The organism is Hymenobacter montanus, from assembly GCF_014699115.1.
Classification (GTDB): domain Bacteria; phylum Bacteroidota; class Bacteroidia; order Cytophagales; family Hymenobacteraceae; genus Hymenobacter; species Hymenobacter montanus.
In genome coordinates, this window is sequence record NZ_JACXAD010000002.1 from 140989 (window position 1) to 167082 (window position 26094).

Below are 26094 nucleotides of genomic sequence, written 5' to 3' on the forward strand. Positions count from 1 at the left end.
AAAGATGCTTGGTTTGGGTCCACTTTCGCTCAGCGTAGTTTAAAAGTCTGCTCACAAAGCAGAGAGGCGTGTTTGATCATCAATTACATTTTCAATCAATTTCTCAGGCCTCCACTACCTCTCCCGTTCCAAAATAATAGATAACCCCGCGTACTTCCGCGTACCCCAGTTGCTCAAAAAGCGTCGCGTAATTGCGCAGCAGCCGCTTGTGCTTCTCCTGCGGTGCCGGCAGCCGGAAGTCGAGCAGCGTGACCCGGCCCCCGGTGCGGTCGGTTATCTCCAAAGACGGCGCCAGCACCACGCGGTCGGGCTTGTAGTCGCGGAGCCGCACGCCGCCGACCAGGATTTCGCGCTCCGTCTCCACGCTCAGGTGCGGGGCGAAGTAGGGCGCCAGCTGCGGGTTGCTCACCAGCTTTTCGAGGCTTTCCACCAGCGCCGGGCGCTCGCGGGCGCTCAGAATGCCTTCGGCCACGAGTTGGCTGGCCACCCGGCCCACGTCGGCGGCGGTCAGCAGGCGGCGCAGGGCGTAGTGCAGCTTGCGGTCCCACTCGCCTTGGGCCTTCTGCTCATCAAAATCAAACAGCGTCGTGGCGTGGCGGCGCAGCTTTAGTCGGTCTTCCCAGGGCGCCGCCGCCAGGTTGGTGAGAGCGTAGCTGTTGGTTGTTGGTGCTTGGTTGTTGGTGCTTGGCGGGGCGGGAGTTCCCCTCGATAGCACGTACGACACCTGCTCGGCGTTCCAGTCGCCGCGGCCCAGCAGGTAGCCGTGCAGCAAGCTGGCCACGTTGCGCGCCGGGGCTGAGGGGGCCGCTGGCTCAAGGTCTTCGCCGCCCTTGCCCGTTTTCTTTTCCTCCGGCCGTTTGCTGATGACGTACAGGCGGTGGCGCGGCCGGGTAAAGGCTACGTACAGCGTATTGAGCCCTTCGAGGAAGGTTTTCTCCCTTTCCTCCTCGTATTGCCGCGCCAATGCCGTTTGCTGAATGCCCTTGCTCAAGCCGACTACCGCCACGTCGGGCATGGTGTCGAAGGGCTTTTCCGAAGCTTCCAAATGACCCCAGAGCAGGGTGCCGCGGTGGGGCTCCAGGCTCCAGTCGGCAAATGGTACGATAACCACTCCGTACGCCAGGCCTTTGGCCTTGTGCACCGTGGTGATGGTAATAGCGTCGCGCCCGCCCGGCGCGTTGATGCTGATGCGGCCCTTGCGCTCTTCCCAGTGCGTGAGAAAGTTGCCCAGGTTGTTGCCAAATTTCAGGCTGTATTCCAGTGTCAAATCCAGGAAGCGGAACAGGTAGTCACTTTCCCCATTGCGGCCTAAGAGGTTAAACAGATTCAGCAGCCGCTCAGCCAGTTCGTAGAGGCCCAGGTTGCCGGTTTCTTCCTCCCGCACGTCGTAACCCAGGGCCCGGAGTTCATCAAAAAACGACTTGCCGTGGCGCTCGTTGGCTATTTCGGCAATGTGCCGGGCGCGGGCCGGAGTGGGCGCCACCCCGCGCACCACTTTGTCGAGCAGCAGCAGGGCCTCGGCGCGGGCCAGCGTGTCGGCCGGCTGGTGCAGCACCCGCAGGATGCTCACCAGCAAGTTTACCACCTCCGCGAATTCCAGCGCCAGCGAGTCGGCCGAGATAATGGCGTAGCCTCGCTCTTTCAGGAACTTGGCAATGATTTTACTGGCGTAGCGGGTGCGGCAAAGCACGGCAATATCCCTCAGGACGTAGCCGTCGCGCAAGGCTTGCTCTACCAGCCGCAGGGTCAGGTAGCAAGTGCTCTCGTCGTAGTTCAGCACTGCTTCGGGCGCGTGGCCCGGCAGGGGCTCCTGGGTGTAGGTGCCCGCGCCGGGGTCATAGCGGAGCGCAGGAGCGTCTTTTTGAGTGAACAGCAACTCCACGTGGCCAGCCGCGTGGATTGGAGAGGAAGAACCAGAAGATTGAGCTTCCCAGCCTTCCGTCTGGTCAAGACTTTTAATTTTTAATTTTTCATTTTTAATTGTTTCCCCCGGCACCTCCTGCCCAAACTTGTCGTCATAAATGCCCGTCACCAGGCCCAGGGCCGAGTGTCGGCCACTCACGGCCGCGAAAAAGGCGTTGTTGAAATCGACAATCTCCCGCGCCGACCGATAATTTACTTGCAGCGCCTGGGCCTCCAACGCCGGGGTCAGCGTCTCGTAGCGCAGCCGCAGCAGCTCCCGCATGTCCTCGTCGCGCGCCCGGGCCACCAAGGCCTGCGTGTTGCCCTGGTGCAAGCGCAGAATCTGTTCCATCTCCCCGCCGCGCCAGCGGTAAATGGCCTGCTTGGCATCGCCCACCGCCAGGCTGGAGTGCCCGTTGGCCAAGGTATTTTCCACCAGCGGCAGCAAGTTGTTCCACTGCAGCACGGAGGTATCCTGAAATTCGTCAATCAGAATGTGCTCGTACCGCTCGCCCAGTCGCTCGTACAAAAAGGGCACCGGCTCCGTAAGCACGATGCTGGCAATGCGCCGGTTAAATTCCGAAATCAGCACCACGTTGCGCTCCTGGCTGATTTGCTCCACCAATTTATTTAACTCACTCAGCAGCGAAGCATGAAATAAATACGGCTGCATGGCCGCGAGCAGTAAATAGTCGGGCAGGTAGTTAGTCCGCAACCGGTCAATGGCTGCCGTTACCTCGCGCAACGGCTCTTTCACCGCGTCAATCCGGGCTTTATCGGCGGCGGTTTTGATTTTGCCACTGTACCATTTATCGTCAATCAGAGTGGCTTGCACGTAGCTGTTAGGCCCGGCATCGGGCGCCAATAAATCCGTGCCTTTTTGCACGTAGCCAAAAATGCCGCGCTTGCCCTGAAAAAAGTCAGCCTCCGTGGCGTCGGCGGCCGCCAGCACGGCCGCCGCCACTTCTTGGGTTTGGACAAAAGCTGCCTCAATTTCCGTGCGCTTCGCCTGAATCTGCTTATCCAGCCGCCGGAAATCGGCCAAGGTCAGCTTTCCCAACTGCGCCACGGCCTCCTGCACCGTCTCATTAAACAGCACCTTGCCGAAGCTGGCCAGCTCTTCGGGCAGCCGGCTCCAGCTTTTGCCTTCTTCGGCCTGCCCCAGCGCGTACTCGGCCAGCGTTTGCGACAGCAGCCGGCTGTTCGGGTCGCGGTTCACCTTGTCGAGCAGGGTGGCCACGGCGCTTTGCAGCACGCTGTCGGTATCCAGCTCCACCTCAAACGTGGCCGGTAAGCCCAGCTCCCGCGTAAACGCCGTCACAATGCGCTGCACGAACGAGTCAATCGTGCTCACCGCAAAATCGGCGTAGTGGTACAGCACCAGCCGAAAGGTAGCCGCCGCCCGCCGTTGCACTTCCCGCTGCTGCTCCTCGGCCGTGCGAGCGTGCGGGGGCAGGTGCCCGCTTTTGCCCAGCTCCGCCGCCACTTCCGCCAGGAGCTGGTCTACGGGGCCATTTTTCGGGTACGCAAACCGCCGCAACGCCCCTACAATTCGCTCCTTCATTTCCCCCGCCGCATCGTTGGTGAAGGTAATGGCCAGCAGGCGTTTGAAATACGCCGGGTCGTCGGCCCCCAGGGCCAGCAGCAGGTATTCTTTCGTTAGTTGATACGTTTTGCCCGAGCCGGCAGAGGAGGAGTAAATGCGGAAGGAGGGAGGCATTTAAGTCAATTACAAATTGATTCTGATACTTATTTCAAGCACCACGATGAAGTATTTTATTTGAACTTATCAAGATTTCCGAATATGATTTCTTGGGCGATTAACCAGCCCTTTATTTTTTCTTCAGATTCCCAATACTCATCGAGGCTTCCTAAGAATACGCTATTGAGGCCAAGCTGTACCACGGTGCTGCCAGCGGAAAGTGTGATTTCAGCAATGTCATTGTAATCAATTCCTGGTTCCTCATCTAATACGCAGCAGTCGCAGAATCTGTCTCCATCCACTTTCTTCTTACATTCCAGACTTGCGCAGTATTCCAGACAAGCATTTATTTCCTCATTGCTTACATCAAAGGCATCGGAGTAGATTTTATATCCCTCTTGACCTTCTCTGTGAATACCTCTTACTACATCCATAAACAGTCAAACACCTGCCCTCAAGTCTTGGACGCCCGAAACAGATTAATGGATTCCTGTTGATTAGACTTGTAGTCACCTGACAATTGATAGAAATGCCATCCTCAAAATTCAAATCGTCGCTCTCAGCCATTCCACCATCTCCGCCGTCACCCGTACCGGCCGCCCGCTCTGCGGGTCGAGCAGCACCCAGGTTGTTTCCGCTTCGCACAGCAGTACCTTGTCGCTCACGCGGGTGATGTGGGTGAGGCGCAGCGAGGTAGCGCCGCTGGTCTCGCCCACCCAGGTAGTGGCCCGAAGCTTTTCGCCCGCGTAAGCCGGTTGCTTATAGCGGATCCGGTGTTCGCGCACCACCCACACGCACCGTTCGCGCGCTTCGGCCGGGCAGATGCTCAGCCAGTGCGCCCCGGCTACATCCTGCACCCAGCGTACGTATTCCACGTTGTTGGCGTGGCCCAGCGCGTCGATGGCACTTTCCGGTACTGGAAATTCGTGGGAGAAAGAATGCGCGGGAACATCAGCCATGAGTGCTCAACAACGGGGGAGCGGGCAAAGGTCGGCACCGGTGGAAAAAAATAAGGCCCGACTTGGTGGTCTAGAAATTCTGCCTATCTTTGACGCAACCTAAGAAACCAAGCCACGGTGGCCCAAAAACTTAGGGAAACTCCACAACCAACCACCATGCCCACCGGAACGGTAAAATTCTTTAATGAGACCAAAGGCTTTGGTTTCATCAAAAACGACGAAACTGGCGAAGACATTTTCGTACACATCAGCGACCTGCAAGTAAGCTCGATTCGCGAAAACGACAAAGTTCAATTTGAAGTAGCCCAAGGCAAAAAAGGCCCGAACGCTGTAAAAGTATCGCTGGTTTAGTTCCGCTTTAGCTTTGTAACAAGGAAGCCCGCCTTTGGCGGGCTTTTTTTTGCTTCAGCCGCAATGGTGGTCGCCCAGGCTTACGCCAGACGGTCGGATATTCCCAAACGTCATGCTCCTCTGGTGCCCGCGCAGCCGAGCCGAAGGTCGCCGTCGGCAAGCATCGCGCCCGTATGATTAAACGATTCACTTACTCCAGACCGTCCTGCTGAGCTTGCCGAAGCATCTCGCTGCATCGTTGAACGATTGAGTTACTCCCGAACGTCATACTCATTTGGCGTCCGCGCAGCCGAACCCAAGATCGCCGTCGGCCAACACCTCGCGTGTATCGTTGAATGATTGAGTTACTGCCACAGGCGAGATACTTCGGCAAGCTCAGCAGGACGGTCTCTTAGGATGTTCGCTCAGTGTGGCGTTCTCCCGCGACAGGATGTTTTTTTAGACCAATCCTAGCTTTTGCAAAATATAACCGGTACCTTTGCACCCGCATTTGAGGACGGCCCTAAGTCCGCGCAAGCCTGAGAGAGGCAATAACGCATTGGCCGCATAGTTTTTTGGTTGTTTTTCCCGCCTGATTGTGACAAGGTAGAAGGAGGGGAAACGTCGCTGAGTACGGCTGTTTTCGGAGCGAGTCTCTTATCCCTTTATCTATTCCACATTCATGGAAGCTGAAAAAATTGTGGTTCGTTTCGACGAACTAAACCTCTCTGAGGAAGTACAACGCGCCATCACCGAGATGGGCTACGAAGAAGCCTCGGCCATTCAGTCGGCGGCCATCCCCATGCTGCTCTCCGGCCGCGACGTTATTGGCCAGGCCCAGACGGGTACCGGCAAAACGGCGGCGTTCTCCATCCCTGCCATCGAAGGCGTAGATGCTAACAGCCGCGATGTACAAGTATTGGTGTTATGCCCCACCCGCGAACTCGCGGTGCAGGTTTCGGGCGAAATCCAGAAGCTCGGCAAATACAAGCGTGGCCTGATGGTGGTACCCATTTACGGCGGCAGCCCCTACGAACGGCAGCTCCGCGCCCTCGAGCGGGGCGTACAGATTGTTATCGGTACCCCTGGCCGGGTGATGGACCACATCGAGCGGGGCACGCTCAAGCTTGAGAACACCACCAAGATTATTCTGGATGAAGCCGACGAAATGCTCGACATGGGCTTCCGCGACGACATCGAGTTTATTCTGAGCAAAATGCCGAATGAGCGCCAGACGGTATTCTTCTCGGCCACGATGAGCAAGCCCATCATGGAGCTCACCAAGAAATATCAGCGCGACCCGCAGATTGTCAAGGTGAACCATCAGACCATGACGGTGACCAACATCGAGCAGAGCTACTTCGAGGTGCGCGGTCCCCAGAAAAAGGACGTGCTGACCCGCTTGCTCGACATGTATAACCTGAAGTCGACCATCGTGTTCGCGAACACCAAGCGCATGGTGGACGAAATCGTGGCCGACCTGCAAGCTAAAGGCTATTTCGCCGAGGGCCTGCACGGCGACATGGGCCAGCAGCAGCGCCAGAACACGCTGGATAAATTCCGCAAGTCGACTCTCGAGGTACTGGTGGCAACCGACGTGGCCGCCCGTGGCATCGACGTAGATAACGTGGAAGCCGTTATCAACTACGACCTGCCCGCCGACGAAGAATACTACGTGCACCGCATCGGCCGCACGGGCCGGGCGGGCAAGTCGGGCAAGGCCTTCACGTTCGTGAGCGGCCGCGACATCTACAAGCTGCGCGACATCATGCGCTTCACCAAGGCGCAGATTAAGCTGGAGCAGGTGCCGTCGTTTGCCGACGTGTCGGAAGTAAAAACCACCCTGTTCCTGAATCAAATCAAGGAAATTATCGAGAAGGGCAACCTCGACAAGTACGTGGGCCGCGTGCAGCGCCTGCTCGACCAGGGCGATGAAATCACCTCGCTCGACATCGCCGCCGCGCTGCTGAAGATGACGATGAAGGAGGACAAGAGCGCCCAGCAGAGCCTCGACGCCAGCAAGGCGGCCGGTACCGCCCGGCCCGGCTTCACTCGCCTGTTCGTCACGATGGGCAAGAAGGACCGGATTCACCCCCGCGACATCGTGGACCTGATTGCCGAATCAACCAACCTGACCGGTTCTAAAGTGGGCGACATCGCGCTCTACGACAAGTTCAGCTTCGTGGAAGTCCCGTCGGACTACGCCGACGAGATTGTAAGTAAGCTGGGCCGTACCAGCATCCAGGGTACGCCGGTTAGCTTCAGCATTGCCACGCCGGTGCAGGAGGGAGCGGCTAAGGAGGAAGGCTTCAGCCGCTCCGGCGGCGGGCCCGGCGGCTTCGGTGGCGACCGTGAGCGGCGTCCTTTCAGCGGCGGTGAGCGCCGCGAAGGCGGTTTCGGCGGGGGCTACAAAGGCAACCGCGGCGGTAGCAGCTACGGCGGCGGCGAGCGCCGCGAGGGCGGCTACAAAGGCAACCGCGACGGCGGAGGCAGCAGCTATGGTAACAAACCGTCCTACGGCAACCGGGAAGGCGGCAGCGGCTACGGCAACAAGCCGAGCTACGGCAACCGCGGCAGCTACGGCAGCAAGCCCGGCTATGGCAGCAAGCCCAGCTACGGCACCCCGCGTGAGTACGAAACGCCCCGGACGCCCCGCAACGAAAGCTTTGATGAATAAACAGCAGGAACTCGGATTCACCCGTTGAATTGCCGTAAGCTGAAAAACTATAAACAGCTAACCACAAAAAAGCCGCTCAATTGAGCGGCTTTTTTGTGCTAATTAGGAATTAGCGAAACGAAGAGTAGTCGGGGCTTTACTTGGACGAGTCGCGCAAGGAGCGGATGGTGTTGTGGGCCTCCTGCACGCCTTGGTACTGCTTCTCGATTACCGATTTCAGGGCGCTGGGCAGGTCCTGGGCTTTCAGCGCGGTTTGGTAGGCTTTCACCGCGTAGTCTTCGCCGCGCTCGCACTCGTTGAGGACGGCCTTGTTGTCTTTGCTGGTGAGGGCCGATTTCAAGTCAATCCAGGCGCGGTGTACCGTGCCGGTGATAGAGCTGCTCTCATCCGGCTTGAGGTCCAGCTTAAACATCTGGTCCTCGATTTCAGTGATAAAGCCAGCGCGCTGAACGGCGTATTTTTTGAAGGTGTCTTTCAGCGTAGCGTCTTCAACGTCGGTCATGGCGTCGGCGTAGCCTTTCTGGCCATCCTTGAGGGTCTCGACTAGTTCGTTGAGCAGGGCGGTGGTGGCTTTGACTTCCATTGGGAAAGGGATAAGTAAGAATGAAAATAATGTATCCCCTTTACTGCCTCAACCGGGCGAAGGTTACAGCGGCGGTCCTTGCAGAGCAGTGGGCAATAAATAGTCAGAGCGGTTCTCAACTCCGTGTACCGTTTTTTAGGAATTAAAAATTAAAAATGAAGAATTAAAAAATGGACCAGCTGATTTTTAATTCTTCATTTTTAATTCCTTTCTCCTAATGCAAAAACGGCTCTAGGTATTAATAGCCAAAAAGGCTCAGCGTTCATTACTCGCCGCCAGCGCCCGACCCGCCAGAAAGCCGGTGGTCCAGGCGGCTTGGAAGTTGAAGCCGCCCGTGATACCGTCGATGTCGAGCACTTCGCCGGCAAAGTATAAGCCGGGCACGCGGCGGCTCTGCATGGTTTTCAGGTCGACTTCCGCCAGGGAAATGCCACCGCAGGTTACAAACTCTTCTTTGTAGGTGGTTTTACCGCGGACGGCCAGGGGGCTGCGCAGCAGCAGCTCCAGCAGGCGGTTTTGCGATTTGGCCGGCAAGTCGCTCCACCGCATTTCCGGGGCGATGCCGGCTTGTTCGGTCAGGTTGCGCCACAGGCGTTGGGGCAGGCCAAACTGGGGGTTGGAAGCCACTGTTTTCTTGCCGTTCTCCTGGCGAAACTGCTGCAGCCAGGGCCGCAGGGTTTCTTCGGTAAAGCTGGGAGTCCAATTAATGAGGGCCGTGCCCACGTAGCCGAGCTCATTGAGCCGCCGGGCACCCCAGGCCGAGAGTTTGAGGACGGCCGGGCCGCTCACGCCCCAGTGGGTCACCAGCAAGGGGCCTTCGTACTGAAGCTTTTCGCCGGCCAGCACTACGCGGGCGTGGGGCACGCTCACGCCCATCAGCTCGCTCAAAGGCGAATCGGGAACGTTGAAGGTGAAAAGCGAAGGTACCGGCTCGGCAATGGTGTGGCCCAGGGCGCGCAGCCAGTCATAATTGGCACTCTTGGGGTTACCGCCGGTCGCAACCAGGAGGCCGGAGGCGTGCAGCGTGCTGCCCAGGGCCGCCGCGCCGCTGCCGCTGAGCTTCAGGATAAAGCCCCCGGTGGGTTCCGGCTGAACCTCGTCGGCACTGGTGTTGAGCAGGATGCGAACGCCGGCTTGCCGGGCAGCGTCTTCCAAGGCCCGGGCAATGGTTTCGCTGGAGTCGGTGGTGGGAAACATGCGGCCGTCGGCCTCGGTCTTGAGCGGCACGCCGCGCCGGGCAAACCAGGCAATGGTTTCGGCCACTCCAAATTGCTGAAATGCCGCTTTCAGGTGCTTGCTGCCGCGCGGGTAGTGAGCTACCAGCTGAGACGGGGTATCGCAGGCGTGCGTTACGTTGCAGCGCCCACCCCCCGAAACTCGAACTTTGCTGAGCAGCTTGCCCGTCTTCTCCACTAAAACAACCTGAACACGCGGGTTGGCCTCGGCACAGCTAATCGCGCCGAAAAAACCGGCCGCCCCGCCGCCGAGCACGGCCACCAGGGGTTGAGTTGCATCAGTTTTCACCCGGCAAAGGTACGGCCGCCGGGGGCCGCCGATGGCTTAGCAGTGCGCCAGGGCGGCTAACACGTCGTCGTGCTGAAATTGGTAAGGTAGGATGCTGCGCACCAAGCTGCTGTCGATGGTTTTGCCACTGACCCCGGGTTCGTCCTTGAACGTGGGCGGCTCCAGGCCGAGGTGCTGCGCCGCTGTCGGGTAAAAGTCGCGTCGCAGCGGGTGTTGCTCGGCGCATACGTTCAGGGTGTACCCCCACGCGTTGTGCTCGATAATGGCCAACAGCACGCCCACCACGTCGGTCAGGTGTACCAGGTTGACGGGGGCATTGCCTTGGGCCAGCTCGCGGCGGCCCGCTAGGAAGCGGCCCGGGGCCCGGTCGGGGCCAATAAGGCCGCCCAGGCGCACTACGGTGCTTTTCCACTGCCCGTAGCGGGGCACGAAATGCCCCTCGGCCCGGAGCACGTCGGAGGCCGCGTCGCGCGTGCTCACGGCATCGGTTTCGCGCATCAGGCGGGGCTCGTTGGGGTACACGCTGGTGGAGCTCACGAAGAGCACATGCGGGGTGCCGGCGGCGGCTACGGCCCGGTGCACGGGCCGCAACAGGTTAGGGTAAGCCCCGGTAGCGGCGGCCCGGGGTGGCACGTTCAGCACCAGCACATCGGCAATGCGCAGCAGTTGCTGTAGCAATTCGTCGGACGCCGTGCTAAAATCTGCTCCGAGGCGCAAGAGATAAGGCTCAATGCCCGCGGCCGTCAGGGCGGGCAGGTTTTCGGGCGAGGTGGTGGTGCCCAGTACGCGGTGCCCCGCGGCTACCAACGAGCGCGCCAAGGCCATGCCCAGCCACCCACAGCCAAGTATTAATACGGTTAAGGGTTCCGCTCCCGAAGCAGCGCTCGTGGAGCCCCCGGTGATGGAACTAGTCATGTAAAATCAATGCGTTTGTCTGCTTAATTAGCACGAAGGTGCGAATAAATTGGGTAACCTATTCCGCAGCCCAAAACCGGGGGCTTTAGCGAACGAGGAAGTATCCAATTATAGGACTTTGTAGCGCCGTCTCATTGGTGGTTCGCAACCAAAACGAACAATCCGCGCAACCAGCTTGGGGCAGTCAGCAATCGGGCCGACGGAAGTGTACCTTCGGGGCGCGGATTAAGCCGCGCTTTCCACTTCTACAGTCAAATTTCGCATGACGACTTCTTTCACCCAACCCATGCTGCGCGACAACGCGCTGGCGGGCAAAACCATCATCGTGACCGGGGGCGGTACTGGCCTGGGCCGGGCCATGACCACCTACTTTCTGCAACTGGGGGCCAACGTAACCATAACCAGCCGCAAGCTCGAGGTACTGGAAAAAACGGCCGATGAGCTGCGTCAGCAGACGGGTGGTAAAGTGCTGGCTATTGCTTGCGATGTCCGGAAATACGACCAGGTCGAAGCCATGCTCGAACAAACCATTCAGGAGTTTGGCGCAGTCGACGTGTTGCTCAACAATGCGGCCGGCAACTTCATTAGTCCCACGGAGCGGTTGTCGTCCAAGGCCTTCGACGTGATTGTAGACATTGTGCTGCGTGGCTCCTATAACTGCACCCTGGCGGTGGGCAAGCGCTGGATTGCCGACAAAAAGCCGGGCACCATTCTCAACATCGTGACCACGTATGCCTCTGTGGGGTCGGCGTACGTGGTGCCCTCGGCCGCCGCTAAGGCGGGGGTACTGGCGATTACCCGCTCACTGGCGGTGGAGTGGGCCAAATACGGCATTCGTTCGAATGCCATCGCGCCGGGCCCATTCCCGACGGAGGGTGCCTGGAGCCGGCTCTTCCCCGAGCCCGTGGCCAGCAAGCTGGATCCCGCCGCGAACGTGCCACTTAAGCGGGTTGGGCAGTTTCAGGAACTAGCCAATCTGGCGGCCTATCTGGTCTCTGATTTTTCGTCGTACGTCAACGGGGAGGTCGTGACCATCGACGGCGGCGAGTGGCTAAACGGAGCCGGCGAGTTCAACAAGCTGGAAATGCTCACGCCCGAAATGTGGGACCAAATCGAAAAAACCATGCGCCGCTGAACCACGGACCACGGATTCGCGCGGATTTTTCGGATTACACGGATTTTGTGGACGACAGTAGCCTGCCTCTTTCCTTAATTTATTTTAATCAAATGAAAAGCCACTCGTTGAGTGGCTTTTCATTTGTGCCCTCAGCGAGCATGTGCTAACAGGGTACTATCACGCCGTCCACAAAATCCGTGTAATCCGAAAAATCCGCGCGAATCCGTGGTCCGTGGTCAGAGTTTGTAGTCCTTGTAGTCTTTGGTGAACTCGGCGAGGGGGATGGGCTGATTGGGAACTACGTCGAAAAATTCAAATTTTTCGAATAGGCCCTTGTCGTCGTTAACCTGTACCAGCATTGGCAGGTAGGTTTTGGGGTCGATGCATACGACGGTGTAGCGCCCGTAGGCGTTGGGTACTTGCAGCACCTTGCCCTCCGGAATGGTTTCGCCCACGCTCAAGCCGTTGCGTTCGAAGATGCGAAACTCACCGCACCCGAATCTTTCGGCCACGCTGGCGATGGTTTCGTTCTTACCGGCTTTGTAGCTTACGTACCGGAACTGCGGAAAATCGGACCGCAGCACGTGGCTGGTGCGGCCTTGTAAGGTGGTGTCGCCGGTGTAGCGGAACGAGCGGCTGTAGGCGTTATCCTGCCGCAGCCCGGTGCTGCGCAGCAAATCGGAGATGGTGCCGAAGCCGGCCTGCAGGACCGTATGGTGCTGGTTGCTGCGCATGAGCTTGCCATTGGGGGCCAAGCTCAGCGTTATGTAGGGAAAGCTGGCCGGGTACACCCACGCGTCGCCCCCATTCTGGCCCGCGAGCCACAGCACCTCGACTCCCTTTTGGTTCTTGATGTAGATCCGCAAGGGGTTGTAGGTGAGCTTCATGATGCTGCGCGCCTGGTTGATTTTGTTGCCCACCCGCTCTTGGGCCTTTACCGTGCAGCGCAGGGTTTTCAGGTTGGTGATGGCCGTGCTGAGCCGGCTAATGAGTTGTTCGGTGGTGATGGGAGTCGTCGGCGGAGCCGTGGCGGCTAACAAAGCCAGCGCGCCCACGGGCCAAATGATTCGGAAAGGGGAGGGGAAGGAGGCAAGCAACGCTACCATAGGTATAATATCGAAGGCTAAGCCGTAGTTTGTAACGTATTAGCTATTGTGGCCCGCAACCAGTCAGTTCGGGCTTATGTGCGGGAAGCGCGAAGCGGTGCTATCAAAAATGAAGAGCTCATTAATTTCCACGTCATGCAGGTAGTGGTAGAGCGGAAATTGCTCCACCACGGCCTGCACTGCCGCCTCGTCGTCTCCGTTCATGGTTATCCAGCCCCGGCTCCGGCTGCGGTTGATGGCGTAGAATTCAACAATTTTCTCGTTTAGTAGGCGGTTAATAAAATCCCGGTGGCGGGGTATGAGGGCAATAAACTCATCATCGTAGGCTTCGGGTAGGCGGAGGGTGACGATATACGTAGGCATAGAGGCAAGGCAATACAGAGGCAACTAAAGATAAAGAATAACGCTGGTTAAAGGTAGAGTTGGCGCGTGTTGTCGGAGTGCGGCCAGTTCATTTCGCGGCGGCGCGGGCCTGGTCCGAAGCAGGGTGGCGCGAGCGCCGCGCCACCAATGCTCCCCACTGCCACTTGTGCTACTCCTGCTAAGAATGACCCAGCTCGGCGACACTAGGCTGGCTGACATCGCCCACCGCGGGCCGGGCTGCGGCGTCGGGCTCGTCCGTGGCGCTGCTTACCGGGCCGCCGTTTTGCTCCCAGGCCCGAAACCGGGTGATTTCGGTCTGGAACTTGCCGACGAACCAGCTCACGAGGCTCAAATCATCCAGGAAGCCGAGTACTGGAATAAAATCGGGAACTAAGTCGAGGGGCGAAAGCACGTAGAGCAACACCGCCAGCCCCGACACGACGGTGCTGGTAGAAATATCGCGGTACTCGCCCCGAACGAAGCTGCGCACCAGCCGCACCAGGGTGAGGGCCACCTCAAAAAGCTGCTTGAACTTATTAGTTTCGCTCTTTTTGTCGGCCAGCTTGTCAGCCGCTTCGTTCAGCACGGTGATAACCTTGAAAGGCCGCCCGAGCAACTTGGTCGCGCGGCCCACAAAAAGGGAGAACAGGGCGTTCTTAGACAGCTTAAGGCCTTTTTCGGCGAGAGAGGACATGGACGAGGGGCTGAAGAGTAATAAGTCGGGCTTTACGCGTAAGTACCGCCCCGCGTTGTTTAGCGACTGGGCAGCCTGGAGCACGTCCAGCCCGGCGGACTTAACGTTGCGTCGGATGGGCGCAAAGTACGCAAAGAGCCGTTGCTTTAGCGGCTTACCGGCACCCGCAGCGTCACGTCAATCTCTTCGCCAACGACGAAGCCAAAGGCGTTGCCGTTGATGCCGAAGTCTTTGCGGTTCACCTTAAACTGGCCGGTGAAGACGCCCTTGCTCCCCTGTTGGCTGAACTGAAATGGAATGGCCACCAGTTTTTTTACGCCGTGCAGGGTCAGTTCGCCGCGCACCACGTAGCCGCTGCCGGCGCGGGCAAACGCCGTGGACTGGAAGTAAATGTTCGGATACTTCGCCACGTCGAACCAGCTCTCGCCGCGAGCATGCTTGTCTTTTAGTGAGTTACCCGTCTTAATAGTCGTCGCGTCCACCGCCACGCGCATCGTGGCGCTGGCTAGGTCGGTGGGGTCGTAGGCAACGTTGCCGGTTAGTCCCGTGAACGTGCCCTCAGCCTTGGTGCCCGCAAATTTGATGGTGTAGCCGGGGTCGAGGTTCCAACTGCTGGTGAGCAGCCCGGCGGCGGGGACGAGCAGCAGCGCGGCTTTGGCAGCCAAAGGGCGAAGGAAGGACATAAGCGGGAAAGGAAGAAGTAGGAGAAAAATTGCCATAGCCGGAACCAACCTCACTGGGCCCTAAGGGCCTACCCGAAAGATACCTGTATCTGTCAAAGCCGTCCTGCCAAACGCAGCCGAAGCCTCTCCACTGCTTCCGCTTCGTCAGGGTAGTTGCCGCGAAGCGGTAGAGAGGCTTCGATAAGCGGCCACCCGAGGAAGTAAGGTATACCTTATTTTTTGGATGGTACCTGCTATGAGTTAGATAATTATCGCCACAATAACTTATAAGGCCTCTGGAGCCAGGCGCCGCGTAATTGTTACTTCCCCGGTGGTGGTAGGGCTAGCGCAACGAGTAGCTCACTCCCAGAGCCGCCAGGTTGCGGAAGCGGCGGTAGGTGCTGGCGTCGCTCTCGTAGCCAGTCACGATATGGCTCCAGCCCGCGCGCAGGCCCACGCCCTGGGCCAGGGCCACGGCCAGGTAAAACTCGGAGTTGAGCGAGCCCCGGTCGCGGCTGCCACCCAGCAGCAGGTTGCCGCGGGTGGGGCGCACCTGCCCGGGGGCCGCCGGGATGCTGCGCTCGGGGCCGAAGCTCAGGCCGGCCGCGTCGAGGTTGAAGCCCAGGCGCACGGGACCAGCCACCCGCGCCCGCAGGTGAAAGGCCGCGTTGAGGGAATAAAGGCGCGGGGTCGGTACGTTAATGGTGGGGTCGCCGGGGCCGGTTTGCCGGTCCAGATCGTAGCCATCGTTAAAAAAATAGGAGGCTCGTAAGCCCGCGCCCACCTCAAACCGGCCGCCCGTGTCTAATCCCCAAAGCCGCCAGGCCGCCGCCGAGGCGTAATTCAGGGTGGGGCCAACGGCCCCCGTCAGGTCGAAAACAGTCGCGTGCCGGGCTGCGGGCGGAGCGCTTTGGGCCTGCGCTTCTCGGGGCAGCAGCGCCCACCAACCGCTGAGCACCACCAGCAAGCTTAAGGTCTTGTACGGTCGGATAGCCATCATTTTAAAAGTTAAGAACTGGTTAGTTGCTGAGGTAAATTAAATTTGGGCACGAGCAAGCCGACGGTCACCGTAGAGGAATACAGTCAGTTTTAGGTAGTCAGCCCAGTAGTGGTGAAGGGTACGGAAGCTTACCTGGGCCGCTGATAGCTCACGCCTACCCGCCCCGGCGGCACTGATTACAGCCCGCCGCAGCAATGCTCTGGCAGGAAGTAGACCTGGTTAGAGCAACCCAAGGTGGCTCTGGGCTGGGGAATCGAGTACTAGCACCGGCGCCTGAAATAGCGCCACAGTGCGGAAAAAGTCCAGGGATGTGCCTGTATGCACTCACATCGGCTGTGCCCCTGCACTTTTCGCGCCTCGAAGTTAGCCCCTTTGGACAAGGGTAGGGAGACGCTTATCGCTCAAATAGCGGCGTGGTTCCCCCCACCCAGTCTTTGTTCTTGTTGAAATCAACGCCAATCATCTCTCCGCGGCTCAGCCGGCTCAGGCCACAAAGCAGGCGCGGCCGTGCTTGGCTGGGCGGCCAGATGTAAAGCAGGCGTATTTCGCACTTCACCAAGCCATCGGGCGACTGCACCACGGGTTCGTACTGCACTTTGCGTTGCAATAAGTAGTGGTGCTTATCGGGCAGCGCCTCGAGGTCGGCGGTGGTCACGTGGAGGCGTACGCCCGCGCCGGCAAACGAAAACAGGGGCTTGAGAACGTAGTTTTCTAAGTCGGCGGGGTAGGTGGCCAGCTCGTGTAAGAAATAGCTGGGCGGCACAAACGGCCCGCTGAGCAAGGGCAGCGTGAACTTACTCACGCGGAAAAACCAATTGGGGTGGCCTACCCAGGTAACGTCGACGTCGTCGGTCAGCCGAAACTCGCCCGGCAAGTCCGGGTAGCGCGCTAATTCGTCGAAGATAACCCGGTTGTAAATGCGCTTGATGGGTATCTGGCGGCCCTCTTTTTCATAAAATAATTGGCGCCCGTTTTTACGCACTTTAGTCAGACAAACCGCCTCGATGTCCCAGAGTTTTTTGGTCAGGGCAAAATCAATTCGGGTCTTTTGCCGCTCCGGGAAAAGCTCCAGTAAAATCACGTTCTCGGGAGCTTCGCCGCCGAGTAAGAGCTGGCGCATCTCGGCCCGGTAGTCCGCTGCGGATGGGGTTTCCAGGAATGCCGAAACGGTATCGGGAATGGGAAAATGCTGCCTGAAAACTTCGGGGAGCCAGGATTGGAAAGCGTAAAGTGAGGGGAAGCCCTGCATCTCAATCAGCTGCGGCTCCAGCTCCCCGTTGCTATCGCGGCAAACGGCAAAATCAAATGTCAAAAACTCCGGTCGTCCTTCCGCGCCCGGCACGCGCTGCCCGGGCGGAATGGCGGCTTCCGTTAGTTGCGTGAAATTATCTTGCTGGATAACATCCACGATGCTCTTCCCCGCCCGGATTAGTTTGTCGCGCAATACGGCCGGGATAAACACGGGCGTTTCGGCTAATCGGAAATCCAGCTGCCCCGGTAGTTGCTGCTCAATGGCGGCCAGCATCTCCTGATAACGCTCGTTGCTGAACGCGGCATTGTACGTGTGACGTAGTTCGGGAATCATAGAAGGGAATGGGCCGACGAAACCCAAGTAGATAAGGGTGAAGAGCTTATGAGAGAGAACCGTTGGAAAGGAGGCCGGCGACGCTTGTCCAAGCCGCGCCCCTAATTATTCGCAGGGTTGCTTAGATGAACGCGGTTGCTCAGGCAACGGAGAGCTGGCCTAACTGAGCCAGAGCCCGGCGGATGAAAGTGGGCACGATGACGGATTCAGTCCGCTCGATGGTGTCGGGGTTGGCCAGCAGGTGCACCATTTCCTCGTATTTAGCCGCGCCGTACGCCGTGATTACCTGCTGCTTGCGTTCGTCCGTCAGCATGTAGCGGAGCATGCCTTCGCCGTCGGCTTCGGGGTGAAACTGCGTGCCGAACACTTCCGGGGTAAAGCGGATGGCCATCACCGCGCGTTCGAGAGGCACGTGGGGGCGCTCCTTTTCCAGGCACAGCACTTTGGCGCCGAATTCCTCCATGCGGGTGTGGTTGAGGTGCGTGAGCTGATAATCGCGCGAGTCGACAATAAAGAAGGGGTCGGGCAAGCCGTGCAGAAGGGGGTCGGCCAAGCCTTCAGTGGTGAGGTGGACCGGCAGCACTCCAAAAGAAGTGGATTTCCGGCGGCTCACCTGACCCAGGCCCAAATGCCGGCTCACCAGTTGAAACGAGTGGCAAATCAGCAGCAAGTGCTTTTTTAGGTCGTGCTGCCGGTTGTAGGCCAGCAGCGAATCGATAAAGTCGAAGTAACGAGGCTCCCAGGCTTCGTCCGAAGCCAGCGGGATACCGGGGCCCCCCGAGGAAACGTAGAGGTCGTACTCGAGGCCGGGCAAAGCATCCTCGGCCCGCACGTTAAAGGTGTCGACCTGAAAAGGCACCCCCGCCTCCGTTGCGCCGCGGCTCAGCAGTTGCCGAATACAGCGCATGCCTTCGTTGGGCGCGTTGTTGTACATATCCAAAATGGCAATGCGAACAGCCTCCATAAACCAGAAAATAAGCGGCCCCACGGGCCGGCAATAAAAATAAGCTAAGCCGTAGCTCGCGCCAAAATCGGTCCAAAAAAGAAGCAACGCCAACCGAGAGGCAGGCGTTGCAGGTGCAAAGGTAAAGTGATTTATTATTTTACAGTCCGTAAGCAGTTTCGCCGATAATAAAATCGACCACTTTCGTCAGGTCGCCGGTTTCACGGAAGACCTTGAGCTGGCGGTCGGCGCCGGTACCCATCTCCATCATTTTTAGTACGTATTCCACCTCGTGCCGGCTGCCTAAATCGTCGACGACGTCGTCGACGAAATCGAGCAGCTCGAGGATGAGCCGGCGGGTGGGTACTTCCTGCTGAATGCCGAAGTCAATCATGCTGCCGTCGAGGCCGTAACGGGCGGCGCGCCATTTGTTCTCTTTGATCAGGGCGCTACGATACAAGCGAAAGTTGAGGTTCTGGGATTTAAGCTTGTATATTTTGGCCACCAGCGCCTGCATCACGGCCGCTACCGCGATGGTTTCGTCGGCCCGCAGCATCATGTCGCAAATGCGGTATTCGATGGTGTCGAAGAAGGGGTGGAGGCGGACATCCCACCAGATTTTTTTGCCGTTGTCGATGCACCCCGTCTTGATCAGCAGCGCAATAAATTCGTCGTAGTCGCTGGCGCTGTGGAAATAGCCGGGAATGCCGGTCCGCGGAAACCGCTCAAACACCTTGGTGCGAAACGATTTATACCCGGTTTCGCGGCCTTCCCAAAAAGGCGAGTTGGTGCTGAGCGCAAATAAGTGCGGCAGGAAATACCGCAGGGCATTCATCATGTACACGCCAATGTCGCGGTTCTCGATGCCAACGTGCACGTGCATGCCAAACACAAGGTTGGAGCGCGCCGCTTCCTGGAGCTCTTCCACGATTTTGTCGTAGCGAACGTCGGGCGTGATGGGCTGGTCTTGCCACCGCGAGAAAGGGTGGGTGCCGGCGGCCCCAATCCGGAGGCCCTGCTTATCGGCCAGCTCGATTACCTGGCGGCGCAGGTGCAGCACCTCGGTCCGGGCCTGGTCAATATTCTGGCAGATATTGGTGCCCACTTCCACTACGGCTTCGTGCATCTCGGCCTTCACCTGCTCGTGCAGGGTAATTTTGCCGTTCTCTACGATTTGCGAGAGGTGCGAGCGCAGTTCCCGGGTTCCGGGGTCAATGGTCTGAAATTCTTCCTCGATGCCGAGGGTAAACGCGGGCATGGCCATAGCTGACGAAGGAAAACTAAAATAAAGGATGGACCTAGTGGGCCCGGCGCGCTAAGCAGCACGTCGGGCCCAACCTGGGAAGCAACTACGGCAAACTACTCGGCCTTCTTGGCGACCGGCTTCTTAGCGGCCGGCGCCTTGGCCGGCGCCGCGGGAGCGGCAGCCTTTGCCGCCGGCTTCGCAGGGGCGGGCTTATCAGCTGCTTTAGGAGCCGCCTTGGTAGCAGCGGGCTTCTTGGCCGAAGTCGACTGAGCCACGGTAAAGTGGGTCTCGTGCGCGGCGGCGCGGTGCGGGTGCACGAAGGTGCCCCAGGTCAGGTTGTCCTGGCCGGGCCGCTGGGCCTGGGCCCGCTCAATAGCCATGTTGGCGGCGGCTTCTACCACCCACTCGAAGTTTTTCTCACCCACCGAGTTGATATCGGCATCGGGAGCCGGGTTGCCGAAGTCGATGGCCAGCGGAATACCGTCGCGCACGGCAAACTCCACCGTATTGAAGTCATAGCCCAGGCCCTCGTTGAGCTTGAGCACGTATTCTTTCATGGTGGCAAGTAGCTTCTCGCCGGCCGGGCCAGTGGTTTTCATTTCGGTGGCGTAGCGCAGGTGCGGCTCGTTGCGGGGCTCGTAGGGCATGATGAGCACCTCTTTGCCGCCGATGCAGTAGCACCGGAAGTAGTCGGTGAAGTCCACGGCTTCCTGGAAGAGCATCACCAGCTGGCCGGTCTCGTCGTAAGCCCGGAAGAAATCTTCGGGCGAGTGCAGCTTATACACGCTTTTCCAGCCGCCGCCGGAGTGGGGCTTCATGTAGGCGGGGAAGCCAATGTGCTGGAAAGCCGCCTCCCAGTCCATCATGGCCAGGTTGCGAAAGCTCCGCTCGCTGGTGTCGGTGGGGCGCTCCTTGCTGGGCAGCAGCAGGGTTTTGGGCACGGGCACCCCCAGGCGTACGGCCAGGGCGTTGTTGAAGAACTTCTCGTCGGCCGACCACCAGAAGGGGTTGTTGATAACGGCGGTACCCATCAACGCGGCGTTTTTGAGGTAGGCGCGGTAGAAGGGCACATCCTGCGAAATCCGGTCGATGATGACGGCGTAGTCGGGGGCGACGTGTTGTTCGACCTGCTCAATTTTCACGAATTCGGCGCGAATGTCAGCCGGGGCTTTTGCATTCACGCGGTCGATGAAGGCTTGGGGGAACGTGTTTTCCTGTCCGAAAAGAATACCGATTTTTTTCATGGTTTGGGGTATTAGAGCAGAATAAGTGAAGGTTGCTCGGAAGTTTGGTAGTTGATTTTGGTAGTTGAGAGGTGGTTAGCTAGAAATGAGGAGTTGGTTCGGGAGCTCAGCATTGGGTTGTAATGCCGCCAAGGGCGGAGCATCGAGGATTAAATGGTATTCAGGTACTGCGGGAACATTTCGCGCCACACCGGCCAGTCGTGATTGCCAAAAGGCTTCACATCCAAGGTATAGCGAATGCCCTTGGCGCTGAGAATGCGCGCAATCTCAAAGGTCGACTCTTTGCAAAAGTCGTGTTCGGCCGTCCCCAGAATGATGTTCATCCAGTGAAAATGCTCGCTGTGGGCGCCGGGCAGGTATTCGGGCGGGTTGTTGAAGTACACGTTGTCGTCGTGGTAGCCGTCGACAAACTGGCGGATGTCGAAGGCCGCACCCATGGTGAAAAGGTGCGCCACCTGGTTAGGGTGGCGGAAGGCAAAATTCAGGGCTTGATAGCCCCCGAAGCTGCAGCCGCTCACGCCAATCTTGTCGACGTTGCACTCCCGCTGGAGCATGGGCACCAGCTCATCGCTCAGAAACTGGTCGTAGAGCACGTGGTTGCTCACCCGAATGGCGGGGTGCAGGTGCTTGGCGTACCACGAGTGCTGGTCGATGCTGTCGATGCAAAAAAGCTTCACCCGGCCCGCCTCCACCAGCGGCCGGGCCGCCTCGATGAGCTTGAAGTCGCGGGCCTCGTTGTCGTGGCCGCCCGAAGTAGGAAAAATAACGACTGGGTAGCCCCAGGTGCCAAATACCAGCATGTCAATGTCTTGGCCCAGGTGATGGGAGTAAAAGCGGCGATGTTGTTCCTGCACGAATGGGAAAGAAAAGAGGTGGAAAGAGGGAACTTTTTCAAGCTGTGCGGAAAACTAGTGAAAAATAACGGACGAGTAGCGGACAAACCGTTTTATTTAGATTTTTGGTCTTAACTCAGGTGGGCTGCGTTACTTTGTTTAATGCTTCCCAATACCCTGAGTACCCCTACTGCTTCCGCCGGTCCCCGAATTTTGCGCGAAGTACTGACTTCCAGCTTCTTGGAGCGCGACGTGGAGCTGAGCATCCTCCGGCCCCCGGCCGGGGACGAAGCGAGTGGCCCATACCCGGTTCTGTACCTCAACGATGGCCAGGACCTGGAACGCTTGCAGCTGCCCGCCACGCTCAATTCCCTTTACGCCCGGCAGGCCGTGCGGCCTTTCCTCGTCGTTGCCATGCACGCCAACGAGCGGCGGCTGCAGGAATACGGCACCGCGGCCTACCCCGATTTCAATGGCCGCGGCAGCCTGGCGGGGGCGTACGCGCAATTTGTGCTGCAGGAATTGCTGCCCTATGCGCAAGCCAACCACCAGGCCTCGCCCGACCCGGCCGCCGCCGTCATGGCGGGGTTTTCCCTCGGGGGCTTGTCGGCGTTCGATTTGGTTTGGCACCATCCGGAGGTGTTTGCGCGGGCGGGGGTATTTTCGGGCTCGTTCTGGTGGCGACACCGGGCCCTGGGAGCCGGCTATACGCCCGCCGACCGCATCATGCACGGCCTTATACGGGCCGGCCAGCCCCACCCCAGCCACCGATTCTGGCTGCAAACCGGCACTCTCGACGAGCACAACGACCGCAACGGGAACGGCGTCATCGATTCCATTGAGGACTGCCTCGACCTGGTTGAAGAGCTTATCAAGAGCGGGATGAATGCCGCGGAAACCATTCGCTACGTGCACGTAGAAGGAGGGCGGCACCATCCCGATACCTGGGGACGGGTCCTGCCCGACTTCCTGGTTTGGGCGTTTGGGCCGGAGGCAACTGTGGCCGCCTTGCCGAAGCCCCTGCCCGTGGTGCGCCTGCAGTTCGACGCTGCTTTAACCCCGTCCATCGTGCCTGCCGCCGAAACCACGGCGGCGGCCACCCCACTGCTATTGCCGGGAGCCGCGCCGACGCCACCCGCCCCGGCTTCCGCTGACCTTACCCTTACTTCAACCATCACCACGACTAGCATGTCCACTGCCCGCCCCACGGAAGGAGATTTCCTACCGTACGCCGCCACTTACATCAACCTGGTACCAGCCAATGCCGACCCGCGGGACGTGTTGCGCGCGATAGGCCCGGAGCTGCACACCCAGCTTGCCAACCTAAGCGAAGCCCAGACCGAAAAAGGGTACGCGGCAGGCAAATGGTCGCTCAAGGAAATGCTCGCCCACCAAATTGATACCGAGCGCGTATTTGCTTACCGCGCCATGCGCTTCGCCCGCGGCGACGGTCAGGACCTGCCAGGATTCGACCAAGACGATTACGTCGCCAACAGCAACGCCAATGCGCGCCCCCTGGCCAGCCTGCTGACCGAGTACGACGCCACCCGCGCCGCCACCCTGGCCCTGTTCGACAGCTTCACGGAGGAACAGCTCGATCGTAGAGGCACCGCTAATGGCGGCCCCGCCACGGTGCGCGCCCTAGTCTACATGGTGCCCGGCCACGAGCTGCACCACCTCAACCTTCTGCGCGAGCGGTATCTGCCCATTTTGTAGAGGTACGGCAAAATTTCTACCTTCGCCCCACATACCATGTCGGCCCGCCCGCGCGTTGGGTCTTTCACCACCCAGCCCGTACTTCAGGCTACCTCTCAGACCCTCGTCACCTAACCTTCTTTTCAACCATGGCTAAAGCACAAGACGCCCGTAAAGAGAAAAAGAAAGAGCCCGTTAAATCCATGAAGGAGAAAAAAGCGGAAAAAGAAGAAAAGAAAATAGCCCGCGCCCGCAAGCAGGAATAGGGACCACGGATTCGCTCGGATTTTTCGGATTGCACGGATTCTGGACCACGGATTCGCCCGGATTTTTCGGATTGCACGGATTTTGTGAACGGCGCGATAGTACCTATTAGCTTATGCTCGCCGAGGGCACAAAGGAAAAAGCCACTCAACGAGTGGCTTTTTCCTTTGAATAAATTTAAAGAAAGAGGTAGACTGCTATCGTCCACAAAATCCGTGTAATCCGAAAAATCCGGGCGAATCCGTGGTCCAAAATCCGTGCAATCCGAAAAATCCGAGCGAATCCGTGGTCCGTGGTTCAGAGTGTATAGTAAGGTTCTTTTTCCTTGTCGTGGTGGCGAATGTAGCCGTGTAGCACCAATTTGATTAAGGTTTGGAAAGCCCGGCGCTTGCCGAAATTCACGAGCCTCATGTACTGGGCCAGGGTAATGCGCGGATGCTTTTTCAGGTGTTCGAGCACGGCCAGCTCCTGCTTGTTGAGGGGGATTTTTTCGAAGCGTGACTCGGGCTGCTGGCGCTCGAGCACTTTCTCGGTGAGGCCACTGGTTTGCACGCTGGCATCGCGCACGCGCACGTAGCCGCGCCAGTCGCCGGGCGCCACCTGGGCCCGGTGGGGCTTGTTGAAACTTTCGGGCACCGTCACGACCAGCACGGTGCGGCCATCTTCTTCCAGCTCCCGGAAACGTAGGGCGGTGAGGGGCGGCTCGATGTAATGCTGGGCGGCTTCGCGTAGCACGAACAGCTCTTCTTCGGCGTCGCGCACGCCCACTACCCGGCCGGTATCGTCGACCCCCACCAGCACTTGGCCGCCCCGGGTGTTGGCCAACGACACCAGGGTGCGCGAAATCCGGTGCGGGTGGGTGGTTCTTTGCTTGAACTCCAGCTCTTCGCCTTCGCCCCGCGCAATTAGCTTGTGTAAGTCCATGACCTACTATACGTATTGGCCACACAAAAAATGCCGCCCTTGTATTCAGGGGCGGCATTTTCTGGGCTGCTTGGGTTACTTACCTGGTAGCCTCGGCGCTGGCTAGAAGCCACTGGCTAGAAGCTAGAAGGGTAGGTCGTTGTCGTCGTCGCTGGCGATGGGGGCCACCGAAGGCTGAGCCCGCAAGGTAGGATTCTGGTTCTGGGCGGCCGGGCGGGGGGCCGCCTGCTGACCGCCGCCGTAGCTGTTGCCGGCGTTGCCGCCCGCGGCCGGCTCGATCTTCCAGGCTTCCAGGTTGGTGAAATACAGCATCTGGCCGTTTTTGTTGAAGCCACGACCGCGCAGGTTGAAGGTGACCTTCACCTCATCACCCATTTTGTAGGGGTCAATGAGAGTCGTCTTATCCTGAACCATTTGAAACTTGATATGCTCGGGATACTGGCCATCTTGAACTTCGAGTACGAACTCACGCTTGCGGAATTTCTCGCTTACCTGCTGTTCGTCAAATATTTCGTGCAGCCGGCCGGTTACGTCGTATGCCATAAATGTAAGGTGTTTGGGAATTTTAAAACTTGAACATCAAACCTACGAAAAAAAACATTAGCCATCGGCTGGCCGTTCCCACCGGCTACCTTTGGGGGCATATTTCCCCACTTTTTATTCTTTAATGTTCGCTCTCGCAATTCACGGCGGGGCCGGCACCATTGCCCGCGCCTCGCTTACCCCTGACGCCGAACGCGACTACCGCGCTGCCTTGGAAGCGGCCCTGGCTACCGGCTACGGCATTTTGCAACAGGGCGGGGCCGCCCTCGACGCTGTGGAGGCCGCCGTGCGCAACCTCGAAGACTGCCCCTTGTTTAATGCTGGCCGCGGCGCCGTGTTCACCCACGAGGGCCACCACGAGATGGACGCGGCCATCATGGCCGGGCACACCCGCCTGGTCGGGGCCGTCGCCGGGGTGCGGCAGGTGCAAAACCCCATCCGCGCCGCCCGCCTGGTAATGGAGCAAACCGAGCACGTGCTGCTGGCCTATCCGGGCGCCGACGAGCTGGCCCGCGAGCACGGCCTGCCGTTGCAGCCGCCCGAATACTTCTTCACGCAGCACCGCTTCAACCAATTGCAGGAGGCCCTGCGCGAAGGCCGCATGCGCCTCGACCACAGCCAGGCCCAGCCCGGGGCCGTGCCCGACCTGCCCGCCACGGCCCCGCTCGATGAACCGGATAAGTTTACCGCCGCGCCCGACCCTAACTGGAAAAAAGGCACCGTGGGGGCCGTGGCCCGCGACCAGCACGGCCACCTGGCCGCCGCCACCAGCACTGGGGGCATGACCAACAAGCGCTACAGCCGCATCGGCGACACCCCCCTGATCGGGGCCGGCACCTGGGCCGACGACCGGTGCGCCATCAGCTGCACCGGGCACGGCGAGTATTTTATCCGGGCCGTGGCGGCCTACGACATCACCTGCCTGATGGAGTACCGGGGGCTATCGTTGGCAGAAGCCTGCCGGATAGTGGTGCACGACAAGCTGGCGCCGGCCGGCGGCGAAGGCGGCCTGATTGCCGTGGACGCGGCCGGCCACGTGGCCTTGCCGTTCAATTCGGAAGGCATGTACCGGGCCAGCCGCATCGAAGGAGGCCAAGCGGTAGTGGCCATCTATAAATAAGGAGGAAGGTGGTCAGGACCGAGGTGGGGTACGAACAGAGCAGTGCGGTGAATTTGGGTCCAGCACAGCAGTCAAGCCCGAAGCGGAGCCCCGAACCGGAGGCCCGCGGATATAATCGTCCGTGAGGCTTCATGGTACCACACTCCTTAGAACCAATCCTGGC

At 59.1% G+C, this 26094-nt stretch carries 23 protein-coding genes; 5 read left to right on the forward strand and 18 right to left on the reverse strand.

Translation table 11 applies throughout. The features are described 5' to 3' along the window. Positions 1 to 103: 103 nt before the first annotated feature. The 3 genes from IC235_RS02335 to IC235_RS02345 form a co-directional block, all read right to left on the reverse strand. On the reverse strand, positions 104 to 3622 hold the full coding sequence (locus IC235_RS02335; RefSeq protein ID WP_191003557.1) for a UvrD-helicase domain-containing protein: 3519 nt from the start codon (positions 3620 to 3622) through the stop codon (positions 104 to 106). A gap of 56 nt (positions 3623 to 3678) precedes the next feature. Further along, positions 3679 to 4038 (reverse strand): hypothetical protein, encoded by a 360-nt coding sequence (locus IC235_RS02340; protein ID WP_191003558.1) that lies wholly within the window; start codon positions 4036 to 4038, stop codon positions 3679 to 3681. Between the two features lie 111 nt (positions 4039 to 4149). Further along, positions 4150 to 4563 (reverse strand): acyl-CoA thioesterase, encoded by a 414-nt coding sequence (locus IC235_RS02345; RefSeq protein WP_191003559.1) that lies wholly within the window; start codon positions 4561 to 4563, stop codon positions 4150 to 4152. A gap of 156 nt (positions 4564 to 4719) precedes the next feature. Between IC235_RS02345 and IC235_RS02350 the strand changes: the two genes are divergently transcribed. Continuing rightward, positions 4720 to 4914 (forward strand): cold-shock protein, encoded by a 195-nt coding sequence (locus tag IC235_RS02350; RefSeq protein ID WP_035564390.1) that lies wholly within the window; start codon positions 4720 to 4722, stop codon positions 4912 to 4914. 661 nt (positions 4915 to 5575) lie between these two features. Further along, the gene (locus tag IC235_RS02355) at positions 5576 to 7570 is read left to right on the forward strand and encodes a DEAD/DEAH box helicase (RefSeq protein ID WP_191003560.1); all 1995 of its coding nucleotides are present in this window, start codon (positions 5576 to 5578) and stop codon (positions 7568 to 7570) included. 136 nt (positions 7571 to 7706) lie between these two features. On the opposite strand, the gene IC235_RS02360 is transcribed toward IC235_RS02355, so the two are convergent. From IC235_RS02360 to IC235_RS02370, 3 genes are all read right to left on the reverse strand, one after another. Further along, complete coding sequence (locus IC235_RS02360; protein ID WP_191003561.1) at positions 7707 to 8153, reverse strand: PA2169 family four-helix-bundle protein; 447 nt, start codon at positions 8151 to 8153, stop codon at positions 7707 to 7709. Between the two features lie 255 nt (positions 8154 to 8408). Further along, positions 8409 to 9677 carry a BaiN/RdsA family NAD(P)/FAD-dependent oxidoreductase gene (locus tag IC235_RS02365; protein ID WP_317173517.1) on the reverse strand — a complete coding sequence of 423 codons (1269 nt, stop codon included), beginning with the start codon at positions 9675 to 9677 and terminating at the stop codon, positions 8409 to 8411. A 36-nt stretch (positions 9678 to 9713) separates the two neighbouring features. Continuing rightward, positions 9714 to 10592 carry an NAD(P)-binding domain-containing protein gene (locus tag IC235_RS02370; RefSeq protein ID WP_191003562.1) on the reverse strand — a complete coding sequence of 293 codons (879 nt, stop codon included), beginning with the start codon at positions 10590 to 10592 and terminating at the stop codon, positions 9714 to 9716. A 262-nt stretch (positions 10593 to 10854) separates the two neighbouring features. On the opposite strand from IC235_RS02370, the gene IC235_RS02375 reads away from it, so the two are divergent. Beyond that, positions 10855 to 11727: an SDR family oxidoreductase gene (locus IC235_RS02375; RefSeq protein WP_223847037.1), complete on the forward strand. Its 873-nt coding sequence runs from the start codon at positions 10855 to 10857 to the stop codon at positions 11725 to 11727. Between the two features lie 218 nt (positions 11728 to 11945). Here IC235_RS02375 and IC235_RS02380 read toward each other — a convergent pair whose 3' ends face one another. The 10 genes from IC235_RS02380 to IC235_RS02425 form a co-directional block, all read right to left on the reverse strand. After that, positions 11946 to 12815: a DUF1571 domain-containing protein gene (locus IC235_RS02380; RefSeq protein WP_191003563.1), complete on the reverse strand. Its 870-nt coding sequence runs from the start codon at positions 12813 to 12815 to the stop codon at positions 11946 to 11948. Between the two features lie 63 nt (positions 12816 to 12878). Further along, the gene (locus IC235_RS02385; protein WP_191003564.1) at positions 12879 to 13178 is read right to left on the reverse strand and encodes a hypothetical protein; all 300 of its coding nucleotides are present in this window, start codon (positions 13176 to 13178) and stop codon (positions 12879 to 12881) included. 178 nt (positions 13179 to 13356) lie between these two features. Continuing rightward, positions 13357 to 13872 (reverse strand): YkvA family protein, encoded by a 516-nt coding sequence (locus IC235_RS02390; RefSeq protein WP_191003565.1) that lies wholly within the window; start codon positions 13870 to 13872, stop codon positions 13357 to 13359. 146 nt (positions 13873 to 14018) lie between these two features. Beyond that, positions 14019 to 14555, reverse strand: coding sequence for a YceI family protein (locus IC235_RS02395; protein WP_191003566.1), 537 nt, complete (start codon positions 14553 to 14555; stop codon positions 14019 to 14021). Positions 14556 to 14877: 322 nt separating this feature from the next. Then, positions 14878 to 15534: a hypothetical protein gene (locus tag IC235_RS02400; RefSeq protein WP_191003567.1), complete on the reverse strand. Its 657-nt coding sequence runs from the start codon at positions 15532 to 15534 to the stop codon at positions 14878 to 14880. A 394-nt stretch (positions 15535 to 15928) separates the two neighbouring features. Further along, a complete protein-coding gene (locus tag IC235_RS02405) occupies positions 15929 to 17119 on the reverse strand; it encodes a hypothetical protein (RefSeq protein ID WP_191003568.1) in 1191 nt (396 codons plus the stop codon). A gap of 139 nt (positions 17120 to 17258) precedes the next feature. Next, positions 17259 to 18083, reverse strand: coding sequence for a type 1 glutamine amidotransferase (locus tag IC235_RS02410; protein WP_191003569.1), 825 nt, complete (start codon positions 18081 to 18083; stop codon positions 17259 to 17261). A gap of 139 nt (positions 18084 to 18222) precedes the next feature. Further along, complete coding sequence (locus IC235_RS02415) at positions 18223 to 19320, reverse strand: carboxylate-amine ligase (RefSeq protein ID WP_191003570.1); 1098 nt, start codon at positions 19318 to 19320, stop codon at positions 18223 to 18225. Between the two features lie 101 nt (positions 19321 to 19421). Next, positions 19422 to 20552, reverse strand: a complete 1131-nt coding sequence (locus IC235_RS02420; protein WP_191003571.1) for an ATP-grasp domain-containing protein — start codon at positions 20550 to 20552, stop codon at positions 19422 to 19424. Positions 20553 to 20701: 149 nt separating this feature from the next. Then, complete coding sequence (locus IC235_RS02425) at positions 20702 to 21406, reverse strand: alpha/beta fold hydrolase (RefSeq protein ID WP_191003572.1); 705 nt, start codon at positions 21404 to 21406, stop codon at positions 20702 to 20704. A gap of 141 nt (positions 21407 to 21547) precedes the next feature. Here IC235_RS02425 and IC235_RS21940 point away from each other — a divergent pair, with 141 nt between their 5' ends. Further along, positions 21548 to 23101, forward strand: a complete 1554-nt coding sequence (locus IC235_RS21940; RefSeq protein WP_223847038.1) for an alpha/beta hydrolase-fold protein — start codon at positions 21548 to 21550, stop codon at positions 23099 to 23101. A 540-nt stretch (positions 23102 to 23641) separates the two neighbouring features. Here the strand turns inward: IC235_RS21940 and IC235_RS02440 are convergent. Continuing rightward, on the reverse strand, positions 23642 to 24268 hold the full coding sequence (locus IC235_RS02440; protein WP_191003573.1) for an AlbA family DNA-binding domain-containing protein: 627 nt from the start codon (positions 24266 to 24268) through the stop codon (positions 23642 to 23644). 123 nt (positions 24269 to 24391) lie between these two features. Next, on the reverse strand, positions 24392 to 24811 hold the full coding sequence (locus tag IC235_RS02445; protein ID WP_191003574.1) for a DUF3127 domain-containing protein: 420 nt from the start codon (positions 24809 to 24811) through the stop codon (positions 24392 to 24394). 124 nt (positions 24812 to 24935) lie between these two features. Between IC235_RS02445 and IC235_RS02450 the strand changes: the two genes are divergently transcribed. Further along, on the forward strand, positions 24936 to 25931 hold the full coding sequence (locus IC235_RS02450) for an isoaspartyl peptidase/L-asparaginase family protein (RefSeq protein ID WP_191003575.1): 996 nt from the start codon (positions 24936 to 24938) through the stop codon (positions 25929 to 25931). Positions 25932 to 26094: the final 163 nt, after the last annotated feature.

Bases quoted from the DNA above. Each gene is read 5' to 3' on its own strand.
- IC235_RS02440 (WP_191003573.1), bottom strand. From the start codon at position 24,268: ATGGACTTACACAAGCTAATTGCGCGGGGCGAAGGCGAAGAGCTGGAG.
- IC235_RS02380 (WP_191003563.1), bottom strand. From the start codon at position 12,815: ATGGTAGCGTTGCTTGCCTCCTTCCCCTCCCCTTTCCGAATCATTTGG.
- IC235_RS02445 (WP_191003574.1), bottom strand. From the start codon at position 24,811: ATGGCATACGACGTAACCGGCCGGCTGCACGAAATATTTGACGAACAG.
- IC235_RS21940 (WP_223847038.1), top strand. From the start codon at position 21,548: ATGCTTCCCAATACCCTGAGTACCCCTACTGCTTCCGCCGGTCCCCGA.
- IC235_RS02370 (WP_191003562.1), bottom strand. From the start codon at position 10,592: ATGACTAGTTCCATCACCGGGGGCTCCACGAGCGCTGCTTCGGGAGCG.
- IC235_RS02345 (WP_191003559.1), bottom strand. From the start codon at position 4,563: ATGGCTGATGTTCCCGCGCATTCTTTCTCCCACGAATTTCCAGTACCG.
- IC235_RS02420 (WP_191003571.1), bottom strand. From the start codon at position 20,552: ATGAAAAAAATCGGTATTCTTTTCGGACAGGAAAACACGTTCCCCCAA.
- IC235_RS02410 (WP_191003569.1), bottom strand. From the start codon at position 18,083: ATGGAGGCTGTTCGCATTGCCATTTTGGATATGTACAACAACGCGCCC.
- IC235_RS02360 (WP_191003561.1), bottom strand. From the start codon at position 8,153: ATGGAAGTCAAAGCCACCACCGCCCTGCTCAACGAACTAGTCGAGACC.
- IC235_RS02375 (WP_223847037.1), top strand. From the start codon at position 10,855: ATGACGACTTCTTTCACCCAACCCATGCTGCGCGACAACGCGCTGGCG.
- IC235_RS02415 (WP_191003570.1), bottom strand. From the start codon at position 19,320: ATGCCCGCGTTTACCCTCGGCATCGAGGAAGAATTTCAGACCATTGAC.
- IC235_RS02340 (WP_191003558.1), bottom strand. From the start codon at position 4,038: ATGGATGTAGTAAGAGGTATTCACAGAGAAGGTCAAGAGGGATATAAA.
- IC235_RS02335 (WP_191003557.1), bottom strand. From the start codon at position 3,622: ATGCCTCCCTCCTTCCGCATTTACTCCTCCTCTGCCGGCTCGGGCAAA.
- IC235_RS02385 (WP_191003564.1), bottom strand. From the start codon at position 13,178: ATGCCTACGTATATCGTCACCCTCCGCCTACCCGAAGCCTACGATGAT.
- IC235_RS02390 (WP_191003565.1), bottom strand. From the start codon at position 13,872: ATGTCCTCTCTCGCCGAAAAAGGCCTTAAGCTGTCTAAGAACGCCCTG.
- IC235_RS02400 (WP_191003567.1), bottom strand. From the start codon at position 15,534: ATGATGGCTATCCGACCGTACAAGACCTTAAGCTTGCTGGTGGTGCTC.
- IC235_RS02355 (WP_191003560.1), top strand. From the start codon at position 5,576: ATGGAAGCTGAAAAAATTGTGGTTCGTTTCGACGAACTAAACCTCTCT.
- IC235_RS02350 (WP_035564390.1), top strand. From the start codon at position 4,720: ATGCCCACCGGAACGGTAAAATTCTTTAATGAGACCAAAGGCTTTGGT.
- IC235_RS02405 (WP_191003568.1), bottom strand. From the start codon at position 17,119: ATGATTCCCGAACTACGTCACACGTACAATGCCGCGTTCAGCAACGAG.
- IC235_RS02450 (WP_191003575.1), top strand. From the start codon at position 24,936: ATGTTCGCTCTCGCAATTCACGGCGGGGCCGGCACCATTGCCCGCGCC.
- IC235_RS02395 (WP_191003566.1), bottom strand. From the start codon at position 14,555: ATGTCCTTCCTTCGCCCTTTGGCTGCCAAAGCCGCGCTGCTGCTCGTC.